The following is a 23,824-nucleotide window of genomic DNA, read 5'->3' as shown; positions in this document are numbered from 1 at the left end:
AAAGCTTTTTAAACCCATAAAACCATAAAAAATAACATGAGTATATTTAGGCCCAAACAAAAAAATGATAGAACAGAAAAAAGAAACGGAATCTTTTCTTTCTTGAGAGCTAAAAATAAAATTGAAGAACCTCCTGCTTTTTATAAACCAATAACATTCAAAATAAATAACACCCCAATTATTGTTTATCCATGTGGGGGGGTTGAAAAAATATTAAATAGGACAGATCCAAAATCAATACAAAACCATATTGAAGCCCTTTTTAGAGAAACGTTTTATAAAGGAAATAGAATAAAACAAGCGGATTTTTATATTACAATACTTTGGGAAAATAATAATAAAATAATGACTGATTTTTGGATTTATAACTGTGAATGGGATTCAGGTGCTTTAACAGATACAAAAATATTTGAAAACTATAAATTAACTACTAATTTTGGAACTAGTGCAGAAAATGGATTAATTTTATTAGGTGAAGAAGCAAAAAAGAGGAAAAGAAGTAAAAGTATTAAAGAATATATTAATAGAAAAAGACCAAGATTGCCTTGCGGCCTTAATCCAAAACAAGATTTTTATAAAACAGATAAAAAAACGATTTGGTCTATTTTTATTGGTCCAACAATGGGCTGGTTTATGACTAAAAGTAGAAAATTGTTTAATATAAAATCTGTAGAAGAAGGAGAATATAAATAATTTTATTTTGAATTTTTATGTATTAATATATTAAACATATGTTCAATTAAATGAACAAAGATTTTTTAAAACCTTAAATTTCTATTTTGAATTATCTTCTATTTGGTTTCTTATTTTTGATTTTAGAATTGAATAAGGTATTAATAATCTATCATTCGGTTCATTCATATTAAAAATATTAGAAGTTAACTGAATCATTCTAAGATTTTCATCTGAAGCGCCACCTATACAAAATTCTTCAAGTATTTTTTCTGTTTTTTCTTTATTATTATTTGGAACTATTATTTCACCCAATTCAGGTCCGTTAAATTTTATATAATCAATTGGAATCCAAAACACTTGGGCACTTTTCATAGGCTCTTTTGAATTTTTATCTCCAGTACTTTTTAAGTCATCAATATTATTAAAAAGTAAAATATCATTTACTAAAGTAGTCTCATCCTTTTCTTTCAATACGGGAACAAGTGAATAATTTGGATTTGCCCATTGGGGATACGAAAATGTATAATATTCAACTGTTTCATTTTGATCATAATTATTTATTTTATGTTTAGTTCTATTCGATTGAATTATTAATGTTCTTTTAGACCCTAATGTGCATTCAAAAGTTATGCCTTCTTTTTCTTCACCTGTTATTTCAACTGGGGGTTTTTCTAGTTCTAATGCAATTTTTGAATCTTTATTTTGTTTAAATAAATTACTAAAAAAGTTTCCAATTTTTTCTCCTATTCCAAGATTTAATAAAGTATCAGATGAAGAGGTATAAGCAACAAATTCTTCTTCAATCTGCCATCTTGAAACTATTTCACCAATATTCATGGAAGTTTTTGCATGTTCGTCTGCTCCTCTTCTTAATTGATTTATAAATTCTTTTGTTATATCATCAAGATTTACATTTTTTAATTTAGTATCAAAATCAATATTCTCTTCTCTTTTCTTTAAAAAGAAAACTAAAGTCCGCTGAAAAAACTCTTTTGCTTGCCCCTCACCTAAATGATGCAAAGATGCTGTCATTGCTGAAACAAATCTAAATCTTTCTGCTTCTGAAGCTTTTGAAAAAGAATTTAAAAAAAGAAAGGTTCGTTCAGTCATTAAATCCTGAGACATGTATGTTTTCATAAATCTTGTAAAATTATATAAAGCTAGATAATAACTAAATAATATTTGATCTTTTGAATTAATACATTTTTCAAATTTATTAGGCAATTGAAGATACTCTTTTTCTTTATTTGATAATTTTAAAAAATTATTTCTATCAAAAAAATCAAAGAATTTAGATATTGAATTTTTATTTAATTTAGTAAAATCAACTGATTTTCCATTTGGATAAATTAAACCTGCATATGTATCTTCAATTGCTTGTGTATGTCCAAAACTAACTTTTGTATCGTTTATTGCAAAACAAGTAAACGGATTATATCCCGCAGACAGCATTAATTCAAACATTTTTGCCCTAACCAAATCAGTTGGTATTCTTTTTTCAGTTTTTCTATTTTTTCCCTTTATTATTAATTCGTCTGGATTTTTTGGCAGAACAATTGTTTTAGTTCCTCTTGGACATGTTTCTTGACAACTTATCCCCACTAAGGTTGCTGCATTAATATATTGTAAAGGAGAAGGAATAATTACCTGTTTATCTTCAAAAGTATACACTTTGTCTGAAAAATCAAGAATATCCATATTCTTAACTTTATTAAGTATCTCATCCATCTCATGATAATAAGAAGATAAATTATATTCAGTATATTTTACATTTTCCATATTGTGTTTTACATTTTTGATTGTATCTTTTTTTGATTTTGAAACTAATTGTAATTTTTTATTATATAAATAATCAGGATCCAAATAGATAATATATTCATCATTATTTGATATTCCATAAATCTCCTGATATGCTAAACATAATAAAAATTCTTCTTTTTCTTCCTTAGTAAATTTTAATTTATTTAAGTCTTGGCCTAAATATTGGCTGTATTTTCCATTAATTTGTTTAACCTTATTTAAATCAATATTTTGCAAATAATTTACAACTTCTTGCTCAGATAATTTTGAATTATATATTATTGGTTCTACTTTATAGTACATAAAAAATAAGGATAAATCTAACTCTCCATTTTTTGAGATATTTAATTCAGAAAGTTTAGTTGATAAAGTATCTTGTTTGTTAATTTCATTTGAAACATACTGTTCCACATATGTGGCCATATATATTTATAGAATAAATAATTTTAAATAATTTCTTAATATTTAAAAAGATCAAAAACAAATATTTAATAACTTTTTGTAGCTAATAATACATGCGTGTGTTGGTGATTAATATGACAAATTCAAGATTAGTTATTGTAGCTTCACCTGCTGCTTATTTTATTGGAAAAAAAGTTATTAATGAAATAAATACCTTATTAGAAACCAGATATAACGAAGTAAAAAATGAAAATAGAGAATTAGAAAAAAGAAATATTGAAGAACTATGGGAATTAAATAAAGAACAGCGAAATGGAAAAAAAGAAGTATGTCTTTCACCAATTGAAGTAGTTTATTTTGCGAATGGAGAATTTAAGATAGTTGAAGGTGAATCAGTTAGAGATACTGATGCTTTTATTTTATCACAAGTTTATAATCCAGAAATAACTTCTTTAGAAATAATGAGAGAACTTATTTATATATATAATTTAAATGGAAAAAGAAAAAATTATAATTCTCCTTTAGATATTGACGAAAAAACAATTCAAGCATTTATCAAAAAAGAATATTCACCAGCGCATAATACTATAATTACAGATTATATTCTTTCTGCTTTAAAAAACGCACCACCAAGGTATATTAGTTTAATAGAACCCTGTTTAGGGGACCAAAGACAGGATAAAAGACAAACAAGAGAAGGATTGCATGCAAAAGACCATATACGAGGATACGAAAACGCAGGAGCAACTAATAAAATTCTTGCATTTCAATTGCATAATCAAGCAATTGTGGGATTTGGAAAAGAAGTAACAATAGATAATGTTTTCCCAACTAGAATTTTATTAGAAAAATTCAAAGAATTAAATCCTAATTACTTAGATGAATTTATTATTCTCGCCCCAGATACTGGTGCAGCGCAAGAAACAGACATAACAGCAAATAAATTAATAATAGATGGAAGACCAAGAATTCCTATGGGATTAACTATAAAATTAAGAGATCCATTCATGCCAAATAAAATACTGAAAACACAAATAATTTGCAATGAAATACGCGACAAATTATTAATAAGAGATGATATGATAGATACAGCAGGAACATTATGTGAAGTTATAAAAGCATATAAAAAATTAAATCCAAACTTAAAAAAAGTTGTAGTAATAACAACTCACCCTGTTTTTAGTCCTCCTGCTTTAGAAAGATTAAGTAATTTATATAAAGAAGGGTTATTGCATGAATTAATAATAACTGATTCTATATGCAGAACCCCAGAATTTTATGAAAATTATCCTTTTATACACGAAGTAAGTATAGCAGGTATGATAGCAAAGGCAATTTATAATCTACATTTTGGATATTCTTTGAAAGATGTATATAGTTTTGAAGCATAATCTTTACTTTTTCAGACGTTTTTGACCGGAAAAGTACTCTCTTTGGCCTTATTTAAAAGCTTTATTTTCGCTATTTCTTATAGAACTCAACTGGGGTGATTAAATGAGAATGAATGTAAACGGAATGGGATTTGAAGAACTTATTTATATAATAGATAAACTTGAAAAATTAAGATTATCAACAAAAATAGATATTTTTGGAGAAGAAGCAGTACTAATCACTGAAATGGATGAAAATTCATTAGAAAGGGTGTTTGTAGAATTAGATGAAGATAGTTCTGAGATTATTGAAATAGATCATATTGCTTTCTAGTTGTTGCGGTTAAAGCGCCTCCTACCTTTAAACCACGCATATATCAAAGGCCTCTTTTTTGGCCTTTCTGCTTTTTAATTTGTTTTTTGTTAGATCTTCTAGAATTTTTCTTTTTTCTTCTATATTTTCAGGAATAGAAACGTTTCTTTTTATAATTCTTAAATAACGTTCCATTGCATCTTTTGAAGGTAATTTTTGACAATAAGGGCTTGAAAATTTTTGTTTTGTAAGATCTAAAATTTCATTAACAGTGATTTTTTGATTCTCAACAACTTTAGAAAACCAAAAATCAACATATTCCTTCCTTAATTCAAATTGTATTTTTAATCTATCTAAATGCTCTGGAAACTTTCTCACGATATAATTATAAATTTTTGAATATGTGAGATTATATTCAAATTCTGGGAATTCCTCTTTTAATTCTTTTAAAAGTTCATCTAAATTATTTATTTTTTGTTTTTTTATTTTTGGGCTTATTTCTAACAGTTCCGCAACTCTTTGTTTAATTTCTCCTTCCCATTCAATATTTCTTTTCAATGGTTTTCTATTAAATACACAAATAATTCTTCCTTTTTCTTTTTTAACTTCTCTATAAACATGCGGTCCTAATCCATTTGCTAAAGATCTTCTAGTCAATCCCTTTACTTCTTTAAATTCTTGGTTCATTTTTTTAATTATTTCATCACGTGATAATTTAGGTTCAATTCTTAAAAGTTCTTTAAGATATTTAATTTTTTCTTCTGTCCAAATATAACCATGTCTTAAACTAGTAAGTCTAACATGATCTTCCCTAAGTTTTGGATAATCTGGGAAAACTTTTATAACAAAATAATCCTGCAATTTTCTCCCAGTAATTTTAATAAATTCATCAGGAAATTCTTTATTAACAATTTTAGCTAATTCTCTCCATTTTCTATCTATATTTTTTTTAAAAATTTCAAGCAATCTATCTTCTTTGCCTTTAAAATTATAACTCCCTCTTCTAACTTTTACTGCTTCCTCTCTTTTTTTAAGTAGGTCTTCTCTTTTTTTATAAACTACTCTTGTTAAAAAATCCTTCATACCTTCTACTTTTGCTTTATGTAATTCCTTAGGAAAATTTCTGTTTAATTCATCAGTATATTGTTTTGCATCCCAATCTAAATGCGTTTCAATCATATTAATAATAAAATCAAATTTATCCATCCAATTATATACGTATTTTGATTTTATCTTTTTGTTTTTATGAGTTTCTTTAAGATCTGGATACTCTTCAAAAAAAGTATTTTCTAAATAATATTTTATATCAAAATCTGTTATTTCTCTTCCACTTAACTCTTCTCTAATTTTTTCTATATTATTTATCTCTTCTGCTATTTCAGAATTCTTTTTTCCTAAATTATTTTTAATTATTGGATTAATAATTCTTTTATTATATCTTAAAATTTTAGATTTCCTATCTAAGTTAATTCGCATACTTAACTTATAATAAAAAAACCTTATAAAACCATAAGTTGAAATAAAATAAATTATCTAATTGTCCTTGTAAAATACTCTATTGCTATTTGTTTATATTCTTTTTTAATTAAATAATTCTTTGATAATAATTTTGATTTTTTAATTATTGGTAAAAATACTTTTGGAATTCCAATTTTAGCTTTTAATGCTTGTTTAAATGCTTGTTTAATATCACTTACCTTTCTTTTTTCAACAGCACAGATATAATCATGCTCAATATGAATATCCAAAGCTTTTTTATGGGAATTTATAAAACTTTCAACATGTTTTTCTTGTGTTATTTTTGGACCAATATATTTCACAACACCAGGTAATTTTGAAATTAAAAATTCAAACATAATTATACATTCTTTTTCATCAGACCAATAATAATAACCAAACTTCTCAAAACCCTGTTTTCTAAAATAATTTTTTAAAGCAACTGCTGTTTTTCTTAATTGCGGCCATAATGTATCTTCAACTAAATCTGGTGCTTTAAAACTAATTACTAAAATATCTGTTTGTCTATTTTCAATTATTTTTTTTAACTGACCATTTGAAATATTTTTTGTTTTTCTTAAGAAAAAATTAATATTTGGATTTTTAAGAAATTGTCTACAGGAAAATATAAAAACACTTAAAGAAGTAGAAGAAACTACTGCTGCAACATTTCTATCTTTATCTACTGGATCAATAACAATCATAGGTACATTTGGAAACATTTCTATTAAATTATTTTTATAATAATTTTCAATATCTATAATCATAGGTATTTCCCAATTAGAAGCGTTTTTTATAAGATCAAAAAATGAACTATATTTAACTATTAATAATTCACATAAATATCCTGAAAAACCTTCAATTCTTATTTCTGCACCATATATATTTTGACTTTTCATAAATTGTTTTAATAATCTAACTTCATTTTTTTGTTTATTGCTTAGGTGAGAATTTATATACTCAGAATGTAAAGGAGACCTATCAACTGCTGTTCCTTTATCTTTTATATCACTAATATTATAAGCAGGAACAACATCAATATCATATCCTTTATACTCTACTTTTAAATATGGGTGTTCAGCATATGCTTTTTTACAAGGATATTTTGAAAAAGCTTTTTTTGCACTTTTTAATCCCACTTTTTCTAATTTATCTTTTGTATATCTCTTAGGAAATAATAGAAAAACATCAAAATCTTTTTTGTTTTTTAATTGAGTTTCTTTAGCTACACTTCCTACTAATACCACTTTAACATACGAAGGAGTCGCGCTTTTTAATAAATCAAAAACCTCTTCTAATATTTTTTTGTCTTTATCTGTTTCGCTCTTTGAAGGTATTATATTTTTAAGCGCTTTATTAAGAACACTGTTGATTTTAGCATCTGCCATATGAATAACACGAAGCTAAGGAATAAAAATGTAGCGTTATGGTTTTATATATTCAACAAAATCTTCTAAAATATTAGATTGATATAAATATAAAAATCTAAGAGTTTCATTATATTTTTTAGAATCTATCAATCTATTATTCATCTCCATTTTCAAATTAATATTAGATGAAATACCAGATAATCCAAAAGATAATATATTAATAATAATTAACGCAGATGCAATTTGTTCTTCCGAATAATTATTAAAATCAATATCTTTTTTTTGTAATAAGCTCTTTAAAATCTGTTTTGAATTTTCCCAAATATTTGGATATTTTAAAATTAAAAATAAAATAGCTTTTTCACCTTTTGAAGGAATATAAAACGTATCATTGTTTTGATATATTTTATCTTTATTATGAAGTAAATACATACTATCAATTTCAGAAAAAAATTGGTTTATAATTTTATTACCTACACTTGGAAAATCAATAGTTTGGTGAATTTTTAATTCTTTTTTATATAATCTTCTTTTATTAAAGTTAAAAAACCATAAATCTGAAATAATTACTTTTCCCTTTGGTTTTAAATCAGTTTCTAAGATTGAAGAATCAAATAATTTAATTCTTTCAAACACATTTGAAACTCTAAGTAATTCGGAAATTCCTTCTTGTTGATGTTGTAAATTTTTCATATGTACCTTTCTCATTTTACATTTATAACTATTTGCTTTTGATAAATATATTCCATGCTTCCTTAGGGGACTTTTCTAATATCTCTTCAAACCCAACAATTATTTGATTTTGATCTAAATTATTATCTTTAAGATATTGAACCATATTTGGATTTTGAGATAATTCAGTTTTAATAAAATTAATAAGGTTTTTATTACGTTTAAAATTTCCCCACGTATCTATAAAACCCTCTTTTACTTTTTCAGTAATAAACCAATCTTCCAAATAAAAAGTTTTTAATTGATTAAAATTAGAAGGGTATAAAAATACTCCTTCATAATCTATTCTAGTTACATTATAATTAATAATATTATTTCCTTTTACCTCTACTTGAATTATATAATTTTTTGAATGTGAATCAGATAATCTTAATAATACTTCAAAAGCAAAAATTTTTCCTTGATTATGATTATATTTTTCTTTTAAATAGGTATTTGAATTATCCAATTTAATATAAACATCTACATCACCTTTAAAATTTATTGGAACTCTATCTTCAGTAAATATCCGATCTATTGTACTTCCTTTGACCTCTTCTATAACTGCAAAATTCGCAGTATTTGAAGGAATAATACTATAAGAAGGCAAACCAAGAAAATTTGCTAATTTCATAGAAAAAAGATCTGGCGAACAGTCATCAAATTTTAAAAAGAAAGATGCCCCTTCTTGTGTAAGTACACGATAAATTGGATTAGTTCCTTCATATCGTATAAATTGTGCATTCCATAATTGAGAAACATCTATTTTTCCATAAACTCTTTGAAATTCTTTAGTTCTAGTTAATTCATAAAAAGAATTCCTAAATTCTTCATTCAATAGTAGACCTGCAACATTTACGGGCACATTCCGGCTATATAATTCCCCAATAAATTCAGAAAAAGAATAATCAGTATAATTTCTTGAATAATTAATTAATAAATCCTGCATTTCTCCTTTTTGCAACATATTATACTTACTAAGATCAGTTAAAGAGTATAAAAAATCATTTTTATCAACTAAAACAGAAAACTCACCCAATCCACTCGTGCTTTGAATTAATTTTAATTGCATATCTGAAATACTTTCAATATATATATCTGAAAGAGGCACCCCAACTTCATTTAAAAATAAAATAGATGTTTTTCCACCTTTAAAATCTAGTCTTACTTGTTCTAAATTTTGAGAAGAAATATATTTGTATAACTCTTCATTTGTTTTTATGGTTTTTTTATTTTTAACTGCTTTTTCTATATTTGGCTGTATAGATAATAAAACAAGAATACCATCTGATATAAGCTTTTGAACATCTTCTGTAGTCCACCCTAATTTACTAGCGTCTATAATAATTTTTCCAGTGTCAATAAAAACTCCTGCCTGCATACCTGCAGAACCCAACATTGAAACATCAGTTAAAATTTCTGCTGCTTTAGATTCTGAAGCAAAACCTACTGATTTAAACCAAACACTACTTGAGGAACTTAAAAAAGCTGGGGATTTAACAAATGAAGATGAAGGAATCAAAACTTTAGACGCATTTTTAACAATTGAATAGGGTGTTGCAGTATCCGTATAGTGTTCATAAGCTAAATCTGTTAATCCAGTTCCAATAAAATATCCTGTTGTCGCTGCTTTTAACATACCCAAAGACACAACTACTGCTTTAGAAGTTGCACCTTTTGTAAACCATGTTGCAACTAATGAACCAGCAACCATAGCAAGATCCAAAGTCCAAGGATATTCTTCTTTAAAAAAATAAAGAGTATCTTTTAAAAAATTATTTTTTGCATAATATTCTTTATGCTCTTCTTTTTTCTTAATTGCAAAAACATATTTTTGTAATGTTTTTGAAGCTTCTTTTTCTAATTTTAAAATTTCGGTTATATTTATACTCTTCCCTTTCTCAAACTTTTCTAATTCAATTTTTATACTTTCTTCTAATTTTTTATAATTTTCTAAAACTTTATTATAATTTTCAACTTTTTCAAACTCACTTTCAATAAATTTTATAAATAATCTAGTTGATTCTAAAGCAGTTTCTAAATTTAATTTAATATTTTTTAAATCTTGTATTTTATTTGAGGAACTGATTATAAGATATTTAGTTTGATTAGTTATTAAATCCTCTTTCCATTCAAGATTATTTATTTGCTGTTCTATTTGTGAACAAGAAAGATAAAAACTAGAAAAAGCAAGTGCCTTTTCATCTTGGTCTAAATTTGAATTTTTAATCTCAGATATATTATTTCTAAATTCCTTTAAGATATAATTATAATATTTCATTTTACTAAAAGCTTCTTCTGCTTTTGCTTGATACTCTCTTGCATCTTTCATCATTTTATCTTTACATAAATCAAATTTTTTACTATTAATTTCAAATTTTTTTCTATAAAAATCATATTTACTAAAAATCAATCTATCTACTTGTTTAAATTTATCAAACATTGGTTCTACTTTAAGATTAATAGAATTAGCAGTATCAAAATCTATAGAATATACTGCATCAAAAACTGCCGTTTTTGTTTCATTTTTATGTATTGGGCTCATTTATCTTCATTTTAGATATATTGTTCTACCTTTAAAAAACTCTCGTTTTTAAAAACGCAGAAGGAAAACCTTTTAAATATCTTGTAATAATAAAATATCCACTTATTTTAAATGAGTTTACACTTAGTTTAAAAAAAAGGAGTTGAATTATATGGCTAGAAAAGAATTTATTGTAGAAGAAGTTCAAAAAATTATGAAAGATGTAAATCACGTTAGAAATATAGCAATTGTTGCACATGTAGATCATGGAAAGACAACAATGACTGATTCCTTGGTATCAAGAGCTGGATTGATAAATAAAGAAACTGCTGGAGAACAAAGAGTTATGGATTTTGATGAACAAGAACAAGCAAGAGGAATTACAATTAATTCTGCAAATATATCTCTAGCTTTCTCTTATGAAAATGATAATTACTTAGTTAATTTAATTGATACGCCTGGACACGTTGATTTTGGTGGCCATGTAACAAGAGCTTTGAGAGCAATTGATGGAATTGTATTGGTTATTGACGCAGTTGAAGGAATTATGCCCCAAACTGAAACAGTTTTAAGACAAGCAATGAAAGAAAGAGCAAAACCCACTGTTTTTGTAAACAAAGTTGATAGATTAATTAAAGAATTAAAATTAACTCCTGAAGCAATGCAGGAAAAATTAATAAAAATTATAACTGGGGTTAATATTTTAATTGATAAATTTGGTCCTCCAGAATATAAACAATCATGGCACATTGGAGTTGAAAAAGGCAATATTTGTTTTGGATCTGCATTCTTAAAATGGGCTGTTTCAATTAATTCTATGAAAAAGTCAAACATTGGATTTAAAGAAATAATTGATTTGTGCGCAGGAGGAAATGACGCAGAATTAGTAAAAAAATCACCTATAGATGAAGTTTTACTTGGAATGGTAATCGAACACTTACCTAATCCATTAACTGCTCAAAAATACAGAATCCCACAAATATGGAAAGGAGATTTAGAATCAGAATTAGGAAAAAATATGGTTACTTGCAATTCAGAAGGAAAAGCAGTTGGTGTAGTTGTTGGAGTAGTTAATGACCCACATGCTGGTGAAGTTGCATTAGTAAGATTATTTTCAGGAAAAGTATCAAAAAGTAAAGAATTATTTTTAGCTTCTAAATTAAAAAGTGAAAAAATCCAACAAATAGGTATTTACATGGCTAAAGATAGAGTCGTATGCGAAGAAATTATTGCAGGTAATATTGTTGGTATTGTTGGATTAAAAGATATTTATGTTGGAGAAACAGTATCAGAAGGAGAAATAGAACCTTTTGAACAAATTAAACATTATTCAGAACCAGTTATTACTAAATCAATTGAAGCAAAAGACAGCAAGGATTTAGCAAGATTAATCCAAGTATTAAGGTCTTTATCTAAAGAAGATCCAACTTTAAAAGTAACAATTAATCAGGAAACAGGAGAACATTTAATTTCAGGTATGGGAGAATTACATTTAGAAATTATCGAATATAAAATCAGAAATGAAAAGAAATTACCAATAATAACTTCTCCCCCAATTGTAGTTTATAGAGAATCTATAACTGCCGGATTTGGGCCACTTGAAGGAAAGTCTCCAAATAAACATACTAAATTACAATTCAGTGTAGAACCACTAGAAAAAAATATAATTGAAGCAATTGAAAATCAAGCAATAAATCAAGGAAAACCAAAAGGAAAAATATCTATAGATAAAATGATTGAAGCAGGGATGGGAAGAGATGAAGCAAAAAGAGTAATCGATGTATATGGTAATAATATTTTAATTGATGACTCAGTTAGTGTCCAGTATTTAAATGAAATTATGGAATTAATTATTCAAGGATTTGAAGAAGCAATGAGTAAAGGTCCATTATCTCATGAAAAAGTTGTTGGAGTTAAAGTAAGATTATTAGATGGTTCAATACATGAAGACCCAGTACACAGAGGACCTGCACAGATTCTTCCAACTGTAAGAAGACCAATATATGCTTGTATGCTATCTGCGAATATGATATTACAAGAACCAAAACAAAATATTCTCGTACAAGTACCACACGAATATTCAAATGCAGTTATTACCTTAATGCAAGGTAAAAGAGGACAATTAATTAATATGGAACAAGAAGGAGAAATATCTGCAGTCACAATGAAAGTACCAGTAGCAGAATTATTTGGTTTCTCAAATAATATTAGAGGAACTACACAAGGAAAAGCAATTTGGTATCAAGAATATGCAGGATATGAACAAGTTCCTAAAAACTTACAAGATCAAATAGTAACTTCAATAAGAAAAAGGAAAGGTGAAAAACCTGAACCCCCAATAGCAAAAGAATTTATGGATGCTTAAGGTAATTAAATGACACTTTCATATAGAAAAACAAGGCAAAAAATTATCAATATTGGAAAAAACAAAGTTAGAGAGATAAAAAAAGATAAAATTTTCTTAGAAAGTGTCTTATTTTGGGGAGGAATTAAAGAATTCTCCACCCATCAAACAATAATTAGAATGGCTGTTAAAAATATTCTTGCTAGAAAAAAACCTACTTATATTCCAAAATCTTTTGAAGATTTAATTCCTTTACAAATCAAAAAGAAAAAAACAAGAAAAAGTAAATATAACAGAACTTTAATTTTAGAAATTGCTGCAAACTTCTTTAAAGAAAATAAAACACTAACAAGTACTTCTTTAATTAAAAACGGAAAAAGAAATCTTTATGTTCAAATAGTTAAATATTTCCCTTCAGACTATCATCATACAAAGGAAAAAACTTCTTGTGAGTTATGTTTAAAAGAATTAGAAAGATTAAATTATATTTAACTTTTTATTTACCAAAGATTAACTTGTAAATTTCCTCTAACTAAATTTCCGTAGGTATTATTTAATACAATAACCCTTGTATAAGAAGCAACTGTTTCATTTGTATTTGTATAATTATTTAAACCAATATCATAAGTTGGGGTCCCAACCCCCCCTGCATAATCTCCTTCAAGAAAAACTTTTATATTAACATTATAACCAGTTCTTAATACACTTTTTAAAGTATTATATGAATTAACATGCAAACTTCCATCTTCTGCATTACCAACAAAATCTTCTAAACCCCAAATAATTTCCTCTTTTAAAACAGGAGAATTTGAATCATAAGCAAAACCAGCAACCATTATATCATCTGGATTTATATTTAATCTATTAACCCAGCTTTCTAAACCATCCCATTCTGGATTTCCTTTTGAAACTAAAACATCACTTATTCTTATTGCAGTTCTATATGTTTCAGAATCATTTGTTTTTATTATCTCTCTTATAGAAAACCAATAAGAAAAAATTAGACTAATAGTAATTATAAAAAGTATAACTGCAATAATTATATCAAATGAAAAATATTGTCCTTTTCTTGTATTTTTATTCATTTAATTCACCTGTATATATATCGTTCCATTCGTATTATTTAACAAAATATGATCAACAATACTTAATGGATTGATTACTAAATCCCCAGATATATTTTTTGTATTTAATGGATATGAATAAGTTCTAATTCCTTTACTTCCTTGATACTCAATAGTAACAAAACCGCTAACTTGTGAAGTTAATTCATTTCCAAAACTTGCTTTATATGGCATATTATTTATTTCTTTAGGAACATAAAATTTTCCTTGAAATCCATCGCCAGCAACTAAAGCAAAATTAATCATATCTGCATAACTCCCCCCAATCTCATATACTAATTCTATCTCTCTTTGTTCACTCTCATCAAATCCCATATTTAAAAAAATTAATGAAATTATTCCTATAAATAATACTAATGCTGCGGCATACATGTAAAATTCCAATGCTGCTTGTCCTTTTTTATTGGACTGCTGTAAATTTAACAAAATTTCCATCATATTCAACTTTCACCTTTTGTAAACCAGAATTAAATCCTGCAATTCCAGTTATATTTGAAGTTGTATCTAAATTGGCAAATGAAGTAGATACAATATCTAATTTTCCAGTATCAGTTTCTAAAGTAAATATTATTTCGCTTAAACCTCCTGGATTGCTTTCAAATGTTATGTTTTTTAATTTTGGTGGCATACCAATTGAAATAATTTTATAAGCTTCTGGACCTTGCATATACACAGAATTAGCAGTATCAGCTAACATTTGTGTTGAGGTTTTTGCCTGCATTATTGCACTATTATCAGTATCTAAGGAAGTTAATAAGACTAATAAAGGTATAGAAAATAATAATATAAATCCTAAAAGAGTAATTACTTCAATTGATACTTGTCCTTTTTTCATATTAATCACATCTTGCACTATCTCTATCTCCACCACATAAAATATCTTCTAAATTATATCTATTAATTACTTCCTTGGTTAATCCAAAATGACCTGTACCTATTTGTGATACTGGATCATCTAAATCTCCAAATGTAGAAGTTAATTCAAAAGAATTGCATCCTGGCATTCCTTTTATTAAATTATCAAAAGTTTCTCCATTAATAAAATCTCTATCTAATTGACATAAATCATCATTATCCACATCAATAAATGGCCCCACTATAAAAGTTTCTAAACCAAAATCATCACTATATAATCTTTCACCTTGATAAATCATTCTTTGAAAAAATGATGGTCCTTCTGGAACTTCAACATAAGAACCACACATCACTAATTCTCTAAAATCATTAATATTCCATAACTCATGATATCCACCGTATGCTTCATTTGCTAAAACATCGTGGTCATTTTCATTATTAATTAAAACAAACCTTCTTCCACCTAAAGAACCATAAAAATCATCAGACACTGGATAATTTATGGGTTTTGGAACACTATTAAAATTTGAATTTCCACTAAAATAAAATAAATATGGTTTTTCAACCTCATTTGTAATTGAACCGGTACCTAAACCAGAAATAGAACTTTCTATGCCTGCATGATTACATAAATTAGCTCTTATCCCAGCATAATCTGAATGTGTTTTAAATTCTTCTAAAGGATCACCACCTACAAAATCAAAAGGTAAACCTGAAACACCATCACAATCAATTGAAGGGGATAATGTTCCACCATAACTAACTGTATCATATCTCCAATTACAATCTGTTATTCCTTCATAACAATCAAAAGGACAATTTGTGGCAGTGCAATCTTCATAATTACAAACTCCTTGACAAGTTACTGTAATGTCAACATTTCTTTGTCCAGGTTTTCCTCTGCAAACAGTAACAGTAACAGTTTGTGGAGAACTAGTTGAACCTGTTCGATTATATTCAAAACATTCATCAATAACATTAGTTACTATAAATCCACCATATGTTTCTATTAAAGTATCCTTCTCTGGTGTTGTTAAAGAATTCCACTCTGTTGCTCTTGAACTTAAAATATATTTACTTGATTTCGCATCAGAATAATAAGTAGTAATCCCGCCAGTTGTTATTTTAATATCAGAAAGACTTACAACTGGACCATAAAAAAATCCTTTTCCTTTATCTGCTTCACTTAATAATAATAAATCAACATCATCTGGTTTTGGGTTTTGTATTCCATCATACCTGAATACTTGTCTTCTTGCTTCATCTATGCTCCCTTCAGTCTTCATTAAAATTGAAACTAAAGGATCATTAAACCCTTCTATTGAATAAGTCTTATTAACTGTAATATTTTGCTCTCTTTTAAATCGCCCATCATTACTTTCAACATTTGTTGTTGCTTCAAAATAAATATTTACGCCCCATGAGTCATTTTGGGTATAAGAAAAATTCCTTACATCAGAAATATTACATGTATATCCTAATTGTGCACAAATTTTATCAATTTTATTAGACCACTCTTTAAATACATATTTACTTTTTTCATCTGAATTATATGCAAAATTAGCTGCTGAATTTTGGAAATAACCATTTGGAACATTTCCATCAATCATTAAAGAATATATGGATTTATTAACAAATTCTGTATATTTATTATTTGAAGGTCCACTTCCTTGTTTTAATGGTTCATTTTTCTCAATTATAAATTCATTTAAAGAATATAAAGCATAAAAAGAAGACATTTCTGCATAATCAGAAATTTCTTCTTCACTCATCATATCTAATACTTGACTAACTGCAATAAATTTAAATTTTTCAGTAGTTCTATGTTCTCTTTCAGTTATTGTTTTATTATAATAAAAAACTGATAAAACTACTACTACTAATAAAAGAACAATTGATATTGTAAATATAAATCCTTTTTTATCTTTCATTTAAACACCTAAACACAAACTATTAATCTCAATAATTTTACTTCTACATCTCCTTCAATAAATGTTGACCCAGGATTCCCACATAAAGTATAATTTCCATCACATTGAATATATCCATATTGTTTTATTGTAGAATTTGGTAATACTGAATATGCAGTTAAAATTATTGGGGCTGCTGCTTTTGCTTTTTTATAATCACTACAATAATAATTATTTCCTGTTTTTTCATCACAATTCATATTTTGCCAAGTATTTGAAGTATCATCAAAATACTCTAAAACAAATCCGTACTGATTTGGTATATTATTTCTGATATCCATACACACCCTTGAAGCATCTGGACTCCCTGCACCAACAAAACTTTCTGCTATTAAATCTATATATGCATCTCCAGAAACATCATCTGCATATCTTAACATAGTTGCTGTATCCTTTGCTAAAATATATGTCTGTTCAAATTCTGAAAAATATCCATTTGGTAATGAAATTACCATAAATAAACCATAAAGTAAGGTAATTGCAAGTATAAATGCAATGAATGAATCAAAGGTAAAAGCGAATGCTTTCATAGAGATTAATTTATAAGAGTATATTTAAATATCTTTCCAAGATGCTTTATTCATACAAAACCATAAACAACGAAAGCTTTAAAATGAATTGTGGTATAAATAATAACATATGTGTGTAGGTTGAGGTGATGAATGAATGAAAAAAATAATTTTTTTATTAATGTTTATTTTTATATTAAATACATTTGCAGAAACATATGTTTATGAAAATAATGATTTGAAAATTGAAAGAACCATAGAAATAACTTCTGAACCAAAATTAGACATAATCAGAGAGGTACAAACTGAAGGATTTAATACAAACATAACTATAAATATCAAAAACAATGCGATTCCAAAGAAAAGTATTGAAATAAAAGAAAATATAAATTATATTCCAAAAGATATGAAATACACTCTTTATCCAGAAGGAGAAGTAAAAGAAGAAAGAATAAAATGGAAATTTGAAAATGTAGGAACAAATGAAGAAATTAAAATGTCAATCATTATTAAAGGAGAACTCAAAAATTTTGAAAATATCAGTTCTCCATATCTTGAAATTGAAAATAAAAATATTATTTTAATTCCTCCAACAATTGGAAGAATAGGAGATGAAATGCTTTTAACTGCAATAACAGAAGATAATGAAGCAGTCCCAGAACTTGAAATTTTATCAATTTCTCCTTCTCAAAAAGAAGAAATAATTTTAACAGATTCAAGGGGAGTAGCAAAAATAACTCCGCAAGAAAAAGGAACTTATTCTTTTAAAATTTCAAAAATTGAAACAGTTGAAAGTTATTCAGTTGAAGTTGAAGAATTATCTAATAAAGAATTGACAACAGCATATATTTCAAATGATGAATTAAATGCAGGAGACCTTATTCCTTTTGTTATTGGAGTAATATTTATTGCACTGCTTATTTTTGGTATGGTTCTTTATTTTGCCCCAAAACATGAAAGAGATCCAAAACCAGAGGATTTTATTCAAGCATTTGGAGAAAAAACAGAAGAAACAGAAGGAAGACCAGAATGGATGAAAAATGAAAAATTTTTTAGTGAAAAAACAATTGAAAAAGAATCCTTACTCCCAAAAAATATTGAAACCCCAGTAGAACAGACAGTATTAGAAGAACCTAAAAAAACTCAAATAACAAAAATAATTAATAAAGAAAATAAAATTGGTGAAATAAAAACAAAAACAAAAATAATAGCCGAAAATAGAAAAAAAATAGCTGAAAAAAATAAAAAAACTATTGAAAGGATAAAAGAACAAAAAAATAATTTATCACGAACAAACAGCAACATCAAATTCTCTTCAAAAAACAAAATTAAAACAAAAGATGTCATAAACAAAAAACCACTTAAAAAAAGAAAACTTAAAAAATAAACGCCCCGGCCGGGATTTCCATACACCAAGTTTCTTTCTTGGTAAAGCTTCTTTCTTTTTCCAAAGAAAGAAGGTTTTTGAACCCGAGTCGCAGGAGTGACAGTCCTGAATGCTAACCACTACACCACCAGAGCTTTAAATAAAATATAAATAAAGTCTTAAAAGTAAATATTTTATTATTATATCTCTTTAAAAAGCTTACTAAAAAAATTAATCTATCAATTTACCATAAATTTTATTGTTTTCCTCAATAATACTAAAAGAAAACTCTTTATTTATCAATTCATCTTTTTTTAATTCATATATTGTATTTATTCTAATGTCCTCAGATAAATCAGAGATTTTTAAAAAATTAAATATCTCTTTATCTTTTAAAAAAAGTAATTTATCTTCTATAAAAATAACTAACTCTTCATTCTGCAACTTAACATCTTGAATTTTACCAACAACCACATCAGAATCAATAGCTTTTTCTAATGTAACCACCCTAGTAAAATTATTAATATGTATTTCTCCACTTTTAAATAATCCAGACTCTATTTTTATTATATCTCCTTCAGTTAATTTTCCTTTATATCCTTCAATATTATCCCAAACAATAACTCTAATTTTATCTTTTCCATCCATTAAATTAAAAGAAGACATTACTTTTTCTTCGTTATTTTTTTTATAATAATAATCTGGAAATATTTCAACAATTCTTCCCTTAACAGTACATAATCCATCTTTTAATTCAGTAAATTTTATAGGTTCGATTTTATTTTTTATATTAACTTTTGTTCGATATGTATAATTTAATTCTCCATTATTCTCATAAATATCAATAATTTCTATTTTATCTCCTAACCCAATTTCTTTTTCTAAAAAATTGATATCATTATTCCAAAAAACGACTGGGATTGTACCTGTCCCATCTTTAATCATTATTCTTTGACATTTAAAAGGAACCTCACCTTTACTTTCATATATTGGAAAAAAACTTATAACTTCCGCATCTAAATTAATACTTCTCATTCCTTTTTTTATATTTGAGATAGTTATTTTTTCTTTAGATTCATATCCATTTTTTTTAGCAAGTATCTTATAAGCAGTATCTCTATTAATTAATCCATTATATTCTTTAATAATATTTTCAATTTCTTCATTTAATTTATCTTCATTAAATTTAATTTTAAGAAATTCCTCTAAATTAGTACTCATAAATATATTTTATCAACAAATGTTTATATTGTTTATTAATTATTTATTATATATGGAAAACAAAAGAGAAATGACAAGTTTTGAATATACGTTTATAATTAAAGAACTTCAAGCACTTATTGGAAAAAAAGTAAATAAAATTTATGAACTCGATGAAAATATATTTAGATTTAAAATTAAAGGAGAAGATTTAATAATTGAATTGGGAAAACGAATGCATTTAACGAAATTTATAGATCAAGCACCGGAAAAACCTTCAAATTTTACTATGTTTTTAAGAAAAAAATTTAATAACGCAACAATAACTAAAATTTATCAATATAATACGGATCGTGTTTTTATTATTGAATTAGAAACAAAGGAAAACAAATATAAAATAATTTTAGAAATGTTTTCAAAAGGGAATTTAATTATTCTTGATGAAGAAAATAAAATAATCTCCCCATATCATAGAGAAGACTGGAAAGATAGAATAATAAGAAGAAATGAAAAATATTTATTTCCCAAAACAGAAAGTTTTCCTTTAACTCCTAAATTAAGTGAATTAGAAAAATTATTAAATGAAAAATATATTATTGTCTGTTTATCAAAACTACCTTTAGGCACTATATATATTAAACAAATATTAAAAGAAGTTAAAATAAATGAAAAAAAACAAGGAAATTTATTAACCTCAGAAGAAAAAAAGAAAATTATAAAATCAATAGAAGAATTGGTTAACAATGCTTCTCCACACGCAATTATTGAAAATGAAGAGATAATAGATTTTTCATTGTATAATTCAAGTAAAAAATTTGATACATTAAATGAGATATTGGATAAATACTACTGTTCTTTAAAGGAAGAAATTGAAGAAGAATCAAACGAAATTAAAAAATTAAAAAATAGATTAAAAAAACAAGAAGAACATCAAGCTGAATTAAAAAAACAAGAAGAAATATATAAAAAAAATGGGGATTTAATCTATGAAAAATATTCACAATTAGAAAAAGTAGTTAATTGGGTTCGTTCAAAAATAGAAGAAAAGAAATGGGATGAGATTGAAGAAGAATTAAAAAAAATAAACGCAAAAATAGATAAAAAAACAAAGGAAATAGAAATTAAACTATAAATTCCTCAAGAACTTTCTTTGCTTTTTTCATTTTATCTAAATCAAATGAAACTACTGCTTTCTCTTGGTTTTGTTGAATAATATCCATTCTCGTAATTTGAATTTTATTATCTGCTAAAATTTTTGAAACTTTTGCTAATTCTCCAGGGGCATTATTTATAGTAACTACTAGTCCTTCATAAACTACTGGTGCATACCCATTTTTCTCTAAAATTTCAAGAGCTTTTTTATCATCAGATACTTTCAAATTTATAATTGCTTTATCTCCAATAGTAACTACATGAATATCTTCGATATTAATGTGTGCAGAACCTAAAATAAATGATAAATCAGCAATTAACCCAACTCTTGATTTAACAGTCAATAAAAGTTCTTTTTTCATTATATCCCCCCACCATTAATAGGTATTTTATTTTTAAGTTAACCTATTTAAGCCTTTCTAAATTAAAATAATCTATGAAATATATATTACTAGTATTCTTATTAGGATTATTCTTTTTTCCTCTAAATGCAATTTTAATAAATATTAATAGCCAACAATTAAATGAATCTAATATAATAAAGTATGATATAGAACTTTTAGATAATCAAAATAAAACTATAAGAACAGAACTTAGCATATATTATAAACATAATCAGAATATTATTAAAGTAGAAAAACTTAATGCCTATGGAAAATTCACAAAACAATTAGAAATAAATGAAACTGGAGAATACGAAATAATTATTGTAGATGAAAACACAAAAAGTTCTTTTATTTCTAATATAAGTATTGAAAAAATAGAAATAAGGGAGGAAGATAAAGAAGAAAACAAAAACACCCAAATAGTACTGAATGAAACAATTCTTTTAGGTGCATTAGGTATCATTCTATTAATATTATTCTTATTTATATACAGCGTTTATAAACACCCAAAAAAATTAAACACGTACTAAAAAAGTATCTCTATAACTTCGCATTCCCTTTTTAAGACCAGATTTTTTAACCCCATATAACGTTCTAGTTCTTTTAAACTTTAATTTCAATTCAGTTAGTATTTCAATTGATTTAAGTTTATTTGAAACAAAAACATCTATCCCTTCTTTTAAATTAACAGTTTTCGAAACAAAAATTCCTTCCCTTATAATTAATTTTTTTATTTTTTCTGAAAGTTTTTCTATTTTATTAGCGTCTTCTCCTCGAATTTGAATTATTGCTTCATAATACCCACCACGTAATCTAGAACAATCTCTACATAAATCATTATGTATATCAATTTCTATACTCTTTTTTATTTCAACAACATTATCCCCAACCAAAACCGTATATTTTAATTCTCCGATTTTTTTCTCTTCATCAAAAAATAATACCATATTATCAAAATCTCCTTTAGTTTGTTTCTTTATTTCTTTTTCCAACAAATCTAAAGAAAAAGGAACCCAAATATTATTTATTCTAAATTTATTACATTCTTTACATAAATAAACCTCAATCTCTTTTGGTGGTTCAAGTTTAATTTTAATACAATCCACGCAAAATGAATCAATAAATTCTTTATTATTACTTGAAGCCCCACATTTTGGACATATTTTTTCCATATATTTATTGATATAGCAAACCTTTATATTCTCTATCCTAAAAATTATTTTAATAAGGTGCTCAAATGAAAGAAAAAAAAGATAATTCACAAAAAGCTATTAATTTAACAAAATATTTAATCACATTACCAGATAGTACAACTACAATATTCTTTATTATTTTATTAAGCATTCTTTTTGGAGTTATATTTGGGATAATATCAAAAAATATTCACACTTGGCATACTGTTTTAGCATCAATGGGGAATGGATTATTTTCATTAACTGTTCCAACAATAATTTCTGCTTTATTAATATTTGCCATTAAAAGAAAAATATTACTTAAAAGAATATTATTTTTGTGTTTTATTACTATGATTATATACTCTATATCCTATGCAACTTCTTTATTATTTTCAGAACCAATAAATATAATTATTATTTTAATCGGTTTTGGAATTGTTTTTGCTTTTTGGTACTTAATATTTAATACTGTGTTTGGTTTAAATAAATTGGCCATAGTTTTTGCATTAATACAACTATTTTTGAATAGTCTTTTTTTACTTGTTGGGGAATATATTTATACTGGCAATAACCCCTTAGATTTTTTAATTAAAATATATTTTGCATCTGCAATTTTCTTTATTGGAATTTATGTATTCTTACTATTAGTAAATGCACCTATGAAACGAGTATTTGGTATAAAAAGTACTGAAGCATTTAACTTATTTTTATCCCAGTGGATGCACCAATCAAAAGGATTAGAAGAAACTTTTGAAAGCATAGGTCAAACAATAGAAACACAAGTTGGAGTAGCAAGATTCAAAGGAAAAAAACAAGATATTCTATTTATAGTCCCGTATATACATTTTGGCCCTTTTGGGAATTTGGGAGGAAGTGAATTTTCATATTTAATTGCAGAACAATTTAAAGATAAAATTTGTTTTGTTTTTCATGGCACGGCAACCCATGATTTTAATCCAGTTGCATCAGATGAACTTTCTAAAATAATAAATGCAATAAAAAATGGAATAAACAACATGAAACTAAAACCAGTAAAAGCTCAATTAAAATACTGCTCTTATAAAAGTTGCATTTGTCATTC

22 protein-coding genes and 1 tRNA gene are annotated in these 23,824 nt (G+C 25.9%); 9 read left to right on the top strand and 14 right to left on the bottom strand.

Annotated features, from left to right (window positions below; translation table 11 throughout):
• Window positions 1-36 precede the first annotated feature (36 nt).
• The gene (locus WC356_03270; protein ID MFA5382160.1) at window positions 37-693 is read left to right on the top strand and encodes a hypothetical protein; all 657 of its coding nucleotides are present in this window, start codon (window positions 37-39) and stop codon (window positions 691-693) included.
• 81 nt (window positions 694-774) lie between these two features.
• Here WC356_03270 and WC356_03265 read toward each other — a convergent pair whose 3' ends face one another.
• Window positions 775-2,898, bottom strand: coding sequence for a hypothetical protein (locus WC356_03265; GenBank protein ID MFA5382159.1), 2,124 nt, complete (start codon window positions 2,896-2,898; stop codon window positions 775-777).
• 113 nt (window positions 2,899-3,011) lie between these two features.
• Here WC356_03265 and prs point away from each other — a divergent pair, with 113 nt between their 5' ends.
• Together prs and WC356_03255 are read left to right on the top strand one after the other, a co-directional pair.
• On the top strand, window positions 3,012-4,268 hold the full coding sequence (prs, locus tag WC356_03260; GenBank protein MFA5382158.1) for a ribose-phosphate diphosphokinase: 1,257 nt from the start codon (window positions 3,012-3,014) through the stop codon (window positions 4,266-4,268).
• A 103-nt stretch (window positions 4,269-4,371) separates the two neighbouring features.
• Window positions 4,372-4,581, top strand: coding sequence for a hypothetical protein (locus WC356_03255; protein MFA5382157.1), 210 nt, complete (start codon window positions 4,372-4,374; stop codon window positions 4,579-4,581).
• Between the two features lie 27 nt (window positions 4,582-4,608).
• On the opposite strand, the gene WC356_03250 is transcribed toward WC356_03255, so the two are convergent.
• The 4 genes from WC356_03250 to WC356_03235 are packed head-to-tail and all read right to left on the bottom strand — an operon-like array spanning window position 4,609 to window position 10,683.
• Entirely contained in the window at window positions 4,609-6,036 is a 1,428-nt protein-coding gene (locus WC356_03250; GenBank protein MFA5382156.1) for a hypothetical protein, read from the bottom strand.
• 53 nt (window positions 6,037-6,089) lie between these two features.
• The gene (gene cca / locus WC356_03245) at window positions 6,090-7,445 is read right to left on the bottom strand and encodes a CCA tRNA nucleotidyltransferase (protein MFA5382155.1); all 1,356 of its coding nucleotides are present in this window, start codon (window positions 7,443-7,445) and stop codon (window positions 6,090-6,092) included.
• Window positions 7,446-7,481: 36 nt separating this feature from the next.
• Complete coding sequence (locus WC356_03240) at window positions 7,482-8,120, bottom strand: hypothetical protein (protein MFA5382154.1); 639 nt, start codon at window positions 8,118-8,120, stop codon at window positions 7,482-7,484.
• A gap of 28 nt (window positions 8,121-8,148) precedes the next feature.
• On the bottom strand, window positions 8,149-10,683 hold the full coding sequence (locus WC356_03235; GenBank protein MFA5382153.1) for a hypothetical protein: 2,535 nt from the start codon (window positions 10,681-10,683) through the stop codon (window positions 8,149-8,151).
• A 151-nt stretch (window positions 10,684-10,834) separates the two neighbouring features.
• Between WC356_03235 and WC356_03230 the strand changes: the two genes are divergently transcribed.
• Both WC356_03230 and WC356_03225 read left to right on the top strand, forming a co-directional pair.
• The gene (locus WC356_03230) at window positions 10,835-13,027 is read left to right on the top strand and encodes an elongation factor EF-2 (GenBank protein ID MFA5382152.1); all 2,193 of its coding nucleotides are present in this window, start codon (window positions 10,835-10,837) and stop codon (window positions 13,025-13,027) included.
• A 9-nt stretch (window positions 13,028-13,036) separates the two neighbouring features.
• Window positions 13,037-13,498 carry a hypothetical protein gene (locus tag WC356_03225; GenBank protein ID MFA5382151.1) on the top strand — a complete coding sequence of 154 codons (462 nt, stop codon included), beginning with the start codon at window positions 13,037-13,039 and terminating at the stop codon, window positions 13,496-13,498.
• Between the two features lie 8 nt (window positions 13,499-13,506).
• Here WC356_03225 and WC356_03220 read toward each other — a convergent pair whose 3' ends face one another.
• From WC356_03220 to WC356_03200, 5 genes are read right to left on the bottom strand one after another with little or no spacing between them, the layout of a single operon-like run.
• Window positions 13,507-14,091: a hypothetical protein gene (locus tag WC356_03220; GenBank protein ID MFA5382150.1), complete on the bottom strand. Its 585-nt coding sequence runs from the start codon at window positions 14,089-14,091 to the stop codon at window positions 13,507-13,509.
• Entirely contained in the window at window positions 14,092-14,568 is a 477-nt protein-coding gene (locus WC356_03215; GenBank protein ID MFA5382149.1) for a hypothetical protein, read from the bottom strand.
• Window positions 14,531-14,965 (bottom strand): hypothetical protein, encoded by a 435-nt coding sequence (locus tag WC356_03210; protein MFA5382148.1) that lies wholly within the window; start codon window positions 14,963-14,965, stop codon window positions 14,531-14,533. The genes WC356_03215 and WC356_03210 overlap by 38 nt, the downstream gene beginning before the upstream one ends.
• A gap of 1 nt (window position 14,966) precedes the next feature.
• The gene (locus WC356_03205) at window positions 14,967-16,916 is read right to left on the bottom strand and encodes a hypothetical protein (protein MFA5382147.1); all 1,950 of its coding nucleotides are present in this window, start codon (window positions 16,914-16,916) and stop codon (window positions 14,967-14,969) included.
• Between the two features lie 8 nt (window positions 16,917-16,924).
• A complete protein-coding gene (locus WC356_03200; protein MFA5382146.1) occupies window positions 16,925-17,485 on the bottom strand; it encodes a hypothetical protein in 561 nt (186 codons plus the stop codon).
• Window positions 17,486-17,621: 136 nt separating this feature from the next.
• On the opposite strand from WC356_03200, the gene WC356_03195 reads away from it, so the two are divergent.
• Window positions 17,622-18,851: a hypothetical protein gene (locus tag WC356_03195; GenBank protein MFA5382145.1), complete on the top strand. Its 1,230-nt coding sequence runs from the start codon at window positions 17,622-17,624 to the stop codon at window positions 18,849-18,851.
• 1 nt (window position 18,852) lies between these two features.
• Here the strand turns inward: WC356_03195 and WC356_03190 are convergent.
• Both WC356_03190 and WC356_03185 read right to left on the bottom strand, forming a co-directional pair.
• Window positions 18,853-18,985, bottom strand: a tRNA-Asp gene (locus WC356_03190).
• A 76-nt stretch (window positions 18,986-19,061) separates the two neighbouring features.
• On the bottom strand, window positions 19,062-20,051 hold the full coding sequence (locus WC356_03185) for a hypothetical protein (GenBank protein ID MFA5382144.1): 990 nt from the start codon (window positions 20,049-20,051) through the stop codon (window positions 19,062-19,064).
• A gap of 52 nt (window positions 20,052-20,103) precedes the next feature.
• On the opposite strand from WC356_03185, the gene WC356_03180 reads away from it, so the two are divergent.
• Window positions 20,104-21,162 (top strand): NFACT family protein, encoded by a 1,059-nt coding sequence (locus tag WC356_03180; GenBank protein ID MFA5382143.1) that lies wholly within the window; start codon window positions 20,104-20,106, stop codon window positions 21,160-21,162.
• On the opposite strand, the gene WC356_03175 is transcribed toward WC356_03180, so the two are convergent.
• The gene (locus WC356_03175; GenBank protein ID MFA5382142.1) at window positions 21,152-21,544 is read right to left on the bottom strand and encodes an ACT domain-containing protein; all 393 of its coding nucleotides are present in this window, start codon (window positions 21,542-21,544) and stop codon (window positions 21,152-21,154) included. The two genes, WC356_03180 and WC356_03175, sit on opposite strands and share 11 nt — an antisense overlap.
• Window positions 21,545-21,618: 74 nt before the next feature.
• Here WC356_03175 and WC356_03170 point away from each other — a divergent pair, with 74 nt between their 5' ends.
• Window positions 21,619-22,098 carry a hypothetical protein gene (locus WC356_03170; protein ID MFA5382141.1) on the top strand — a complete coding sequence of 160 codons (480 nt, stop codon included), beginning with the start codon at window positions 21,619-21,621 and terminating at the stop codon, window positions 22,096-22,098.
• Here WC356_03170 and WC356_03165 read toward each other — a convergent pair.
• Window positions 22,084-22,740 carry an NMD3-related protein gene (locus WC356_03165; protein ID MFA5382140.1) on the bottom strand — a complete coding sequence of 219 codons (657 nt, stop codon included), beginning with the start codon at window positions 22,738-22,740 and terminating at the stop codon, window positions 22,084-22,086. The two genes, WC356_03170 and WC356_03165, sit on opposite strands and share 15 nt — an antisense overlap.
• 65 nt (window positions 22,741-22,805) lie before the next feature.
• On the opposite strand from WC356_03165, the gene WC356_03160 reads away from it, so the two are divergent.
• The coding region (locus tag WC356_03160) for a DUF2070 family protein (protein ID MFA5382139.1) at window positions 22,806-23,824 on the top strand (1,019 nt) is incomplete at its 3' end.

It is taken from the genome of Candidatus Micrarchaeia archaeon, assembly GCA_041653315.1.
In the GTDB taxonomy this organism is placed as follows: Archaea; Micrarchaeota; Micrarchaeia; order Anstonellales; family JAHKLY01; genus JAHKLY01.
The sequence above is the reverse complement of the archived record's forward strand: the minus strand, read 5'-3'. Positions and strand labels throughout refer to the sequence as shown.

Coding starts and splice junctions, on each gene's coding strand:
- WC356_03270 (MFA5382160.1), top strand. CDS start 37: ATGAGTATATTTAGGCCCAAACAAAAAAATGATAGAACAGAAAAAAGA.
- WC356_03265 (MFA5382159.1), bottom strand. CDS start 2,898: ATGGCCACATATGTGGAACAGTATGTTTCAAATGAAATTAACAAACAA.
- prs (MFA5382158.1), top strand. CDS start 3,012: ATGACAAATTCAAGATTAGTTATTGTAGCTTCACCTGCTGCTTATTTT.
- WC356_03255 (MFA5382157.1), top strand. CDS start 4,372: ATGAGAATGAATGTAAACGGAATGGGATTTGAAGAACTTATTTATATA.
- WC356_03250 (MFA5382156.1), bottom strand. CDS start 6,036: ATGCGAATTAACTTAGATAGGAAATCTAAAATTTTAAGATATAATAAA.
- cca (MFA5382155.1), bottom strand. CDS start 7,445: ATGGCAGATGCTAAAATCAACAGTGTTCTTAATAAAGCGCTTAAAAAT.
- WC356_03240 (MFA5382154.1), bottom strand. CDS start 8,120: ATGAAAAATTTACAACATCAACAAGAAGGAATTTCCGAATTACTTAGA.
- WC356_03235 (MFA5382153.1), bottom strand. CDS start 10,683: ATGAGCCCAATACATAAAAATGAAACAAAAACGGCAGTTTTTGATGCA.
- WC356_03230 (MFA5382152.1), top strand. CDS start 10,835: ATGGCTAGAAAAGAATTTATTGTAGAAGAAGTTCAAAAAATTATGAAA.
- WC356_03225 (MFA5382151.1), top strand. CDS start 13,037: ATGACACTTTCATATAGAAAAACAAGGCAAAAAATTATCAATATTGGA.
- WC356_03220 (MFA5382150.1), bottom strand. CDS start 14,091: ATGAATAAAAATACAAGAAAAGGACAATATTTTTCATTTGATATAATT.
- WC356_03215 (MFA5382149.1), bottom strand. CDS start 14,568: ATGATGGAAATTTTGTTAAATTTACAGCAGTCCAATAAAAAAGGACAA.
- WC356_03210 (MFA5382148.1), bottom strand. CDS start 14,965: ATGAAAAAAGGACAAGTATCAATTGAAGTAATTACTCTTTTAGGATTT.
- WC356_03205 (MFA5382147.1), bottom strand. CDS start 16,916: ATGAAAGATAAAAAAGGATTTATATTTACAATATCAATTGTTCTTTTA.
- WC356_03200 (MFA5382146.1), bottom strand. CDS start 17,485: ATGAAAGCATTCGCTTTTACCTTTGATTCATTCATTGCATTTATACTT.
- WC356_03195 (MFA5382145.1), top strand. CDS start 17,622: ATGAAAAAAATAATTTTTTTATTAATGTTTATTTTTATATTAAATACA.
- WC356_03185 (MFA5382144.1), bottom strand. CDS start 20,051: ATGAGTACTAATTTAGAGGAATTTCTTAAAATTAAATTTAATGAAGAT.
- WC356_03180 (MFA5382143.1), top strand. CDS start 20,104: ATGGAAAACAAAAGAGAAATGACAAGTTTTGAATATACGTTTATAATT.
- WC356_03175 (MFA5382142.1), bottom strand. CDS start 21,544: ATGAAAAAAGAACTTTTATTGACTGTTAAATCAAGAGTTGGGTTAATT.
- WC356_03170 (MFA5382141.1), top strand. CDS start 21,619: ATGAAATATATATTACTAGTATTCTTATTAGGATTATTCTTTTTTCCT.
- WC356_03165 (MFA5382140.1), bottom strand. CDS start 22,740: ATGGAAAAAATATGTCCAAAATGTGGGGCTTCAAGTAATAATAAAGAA.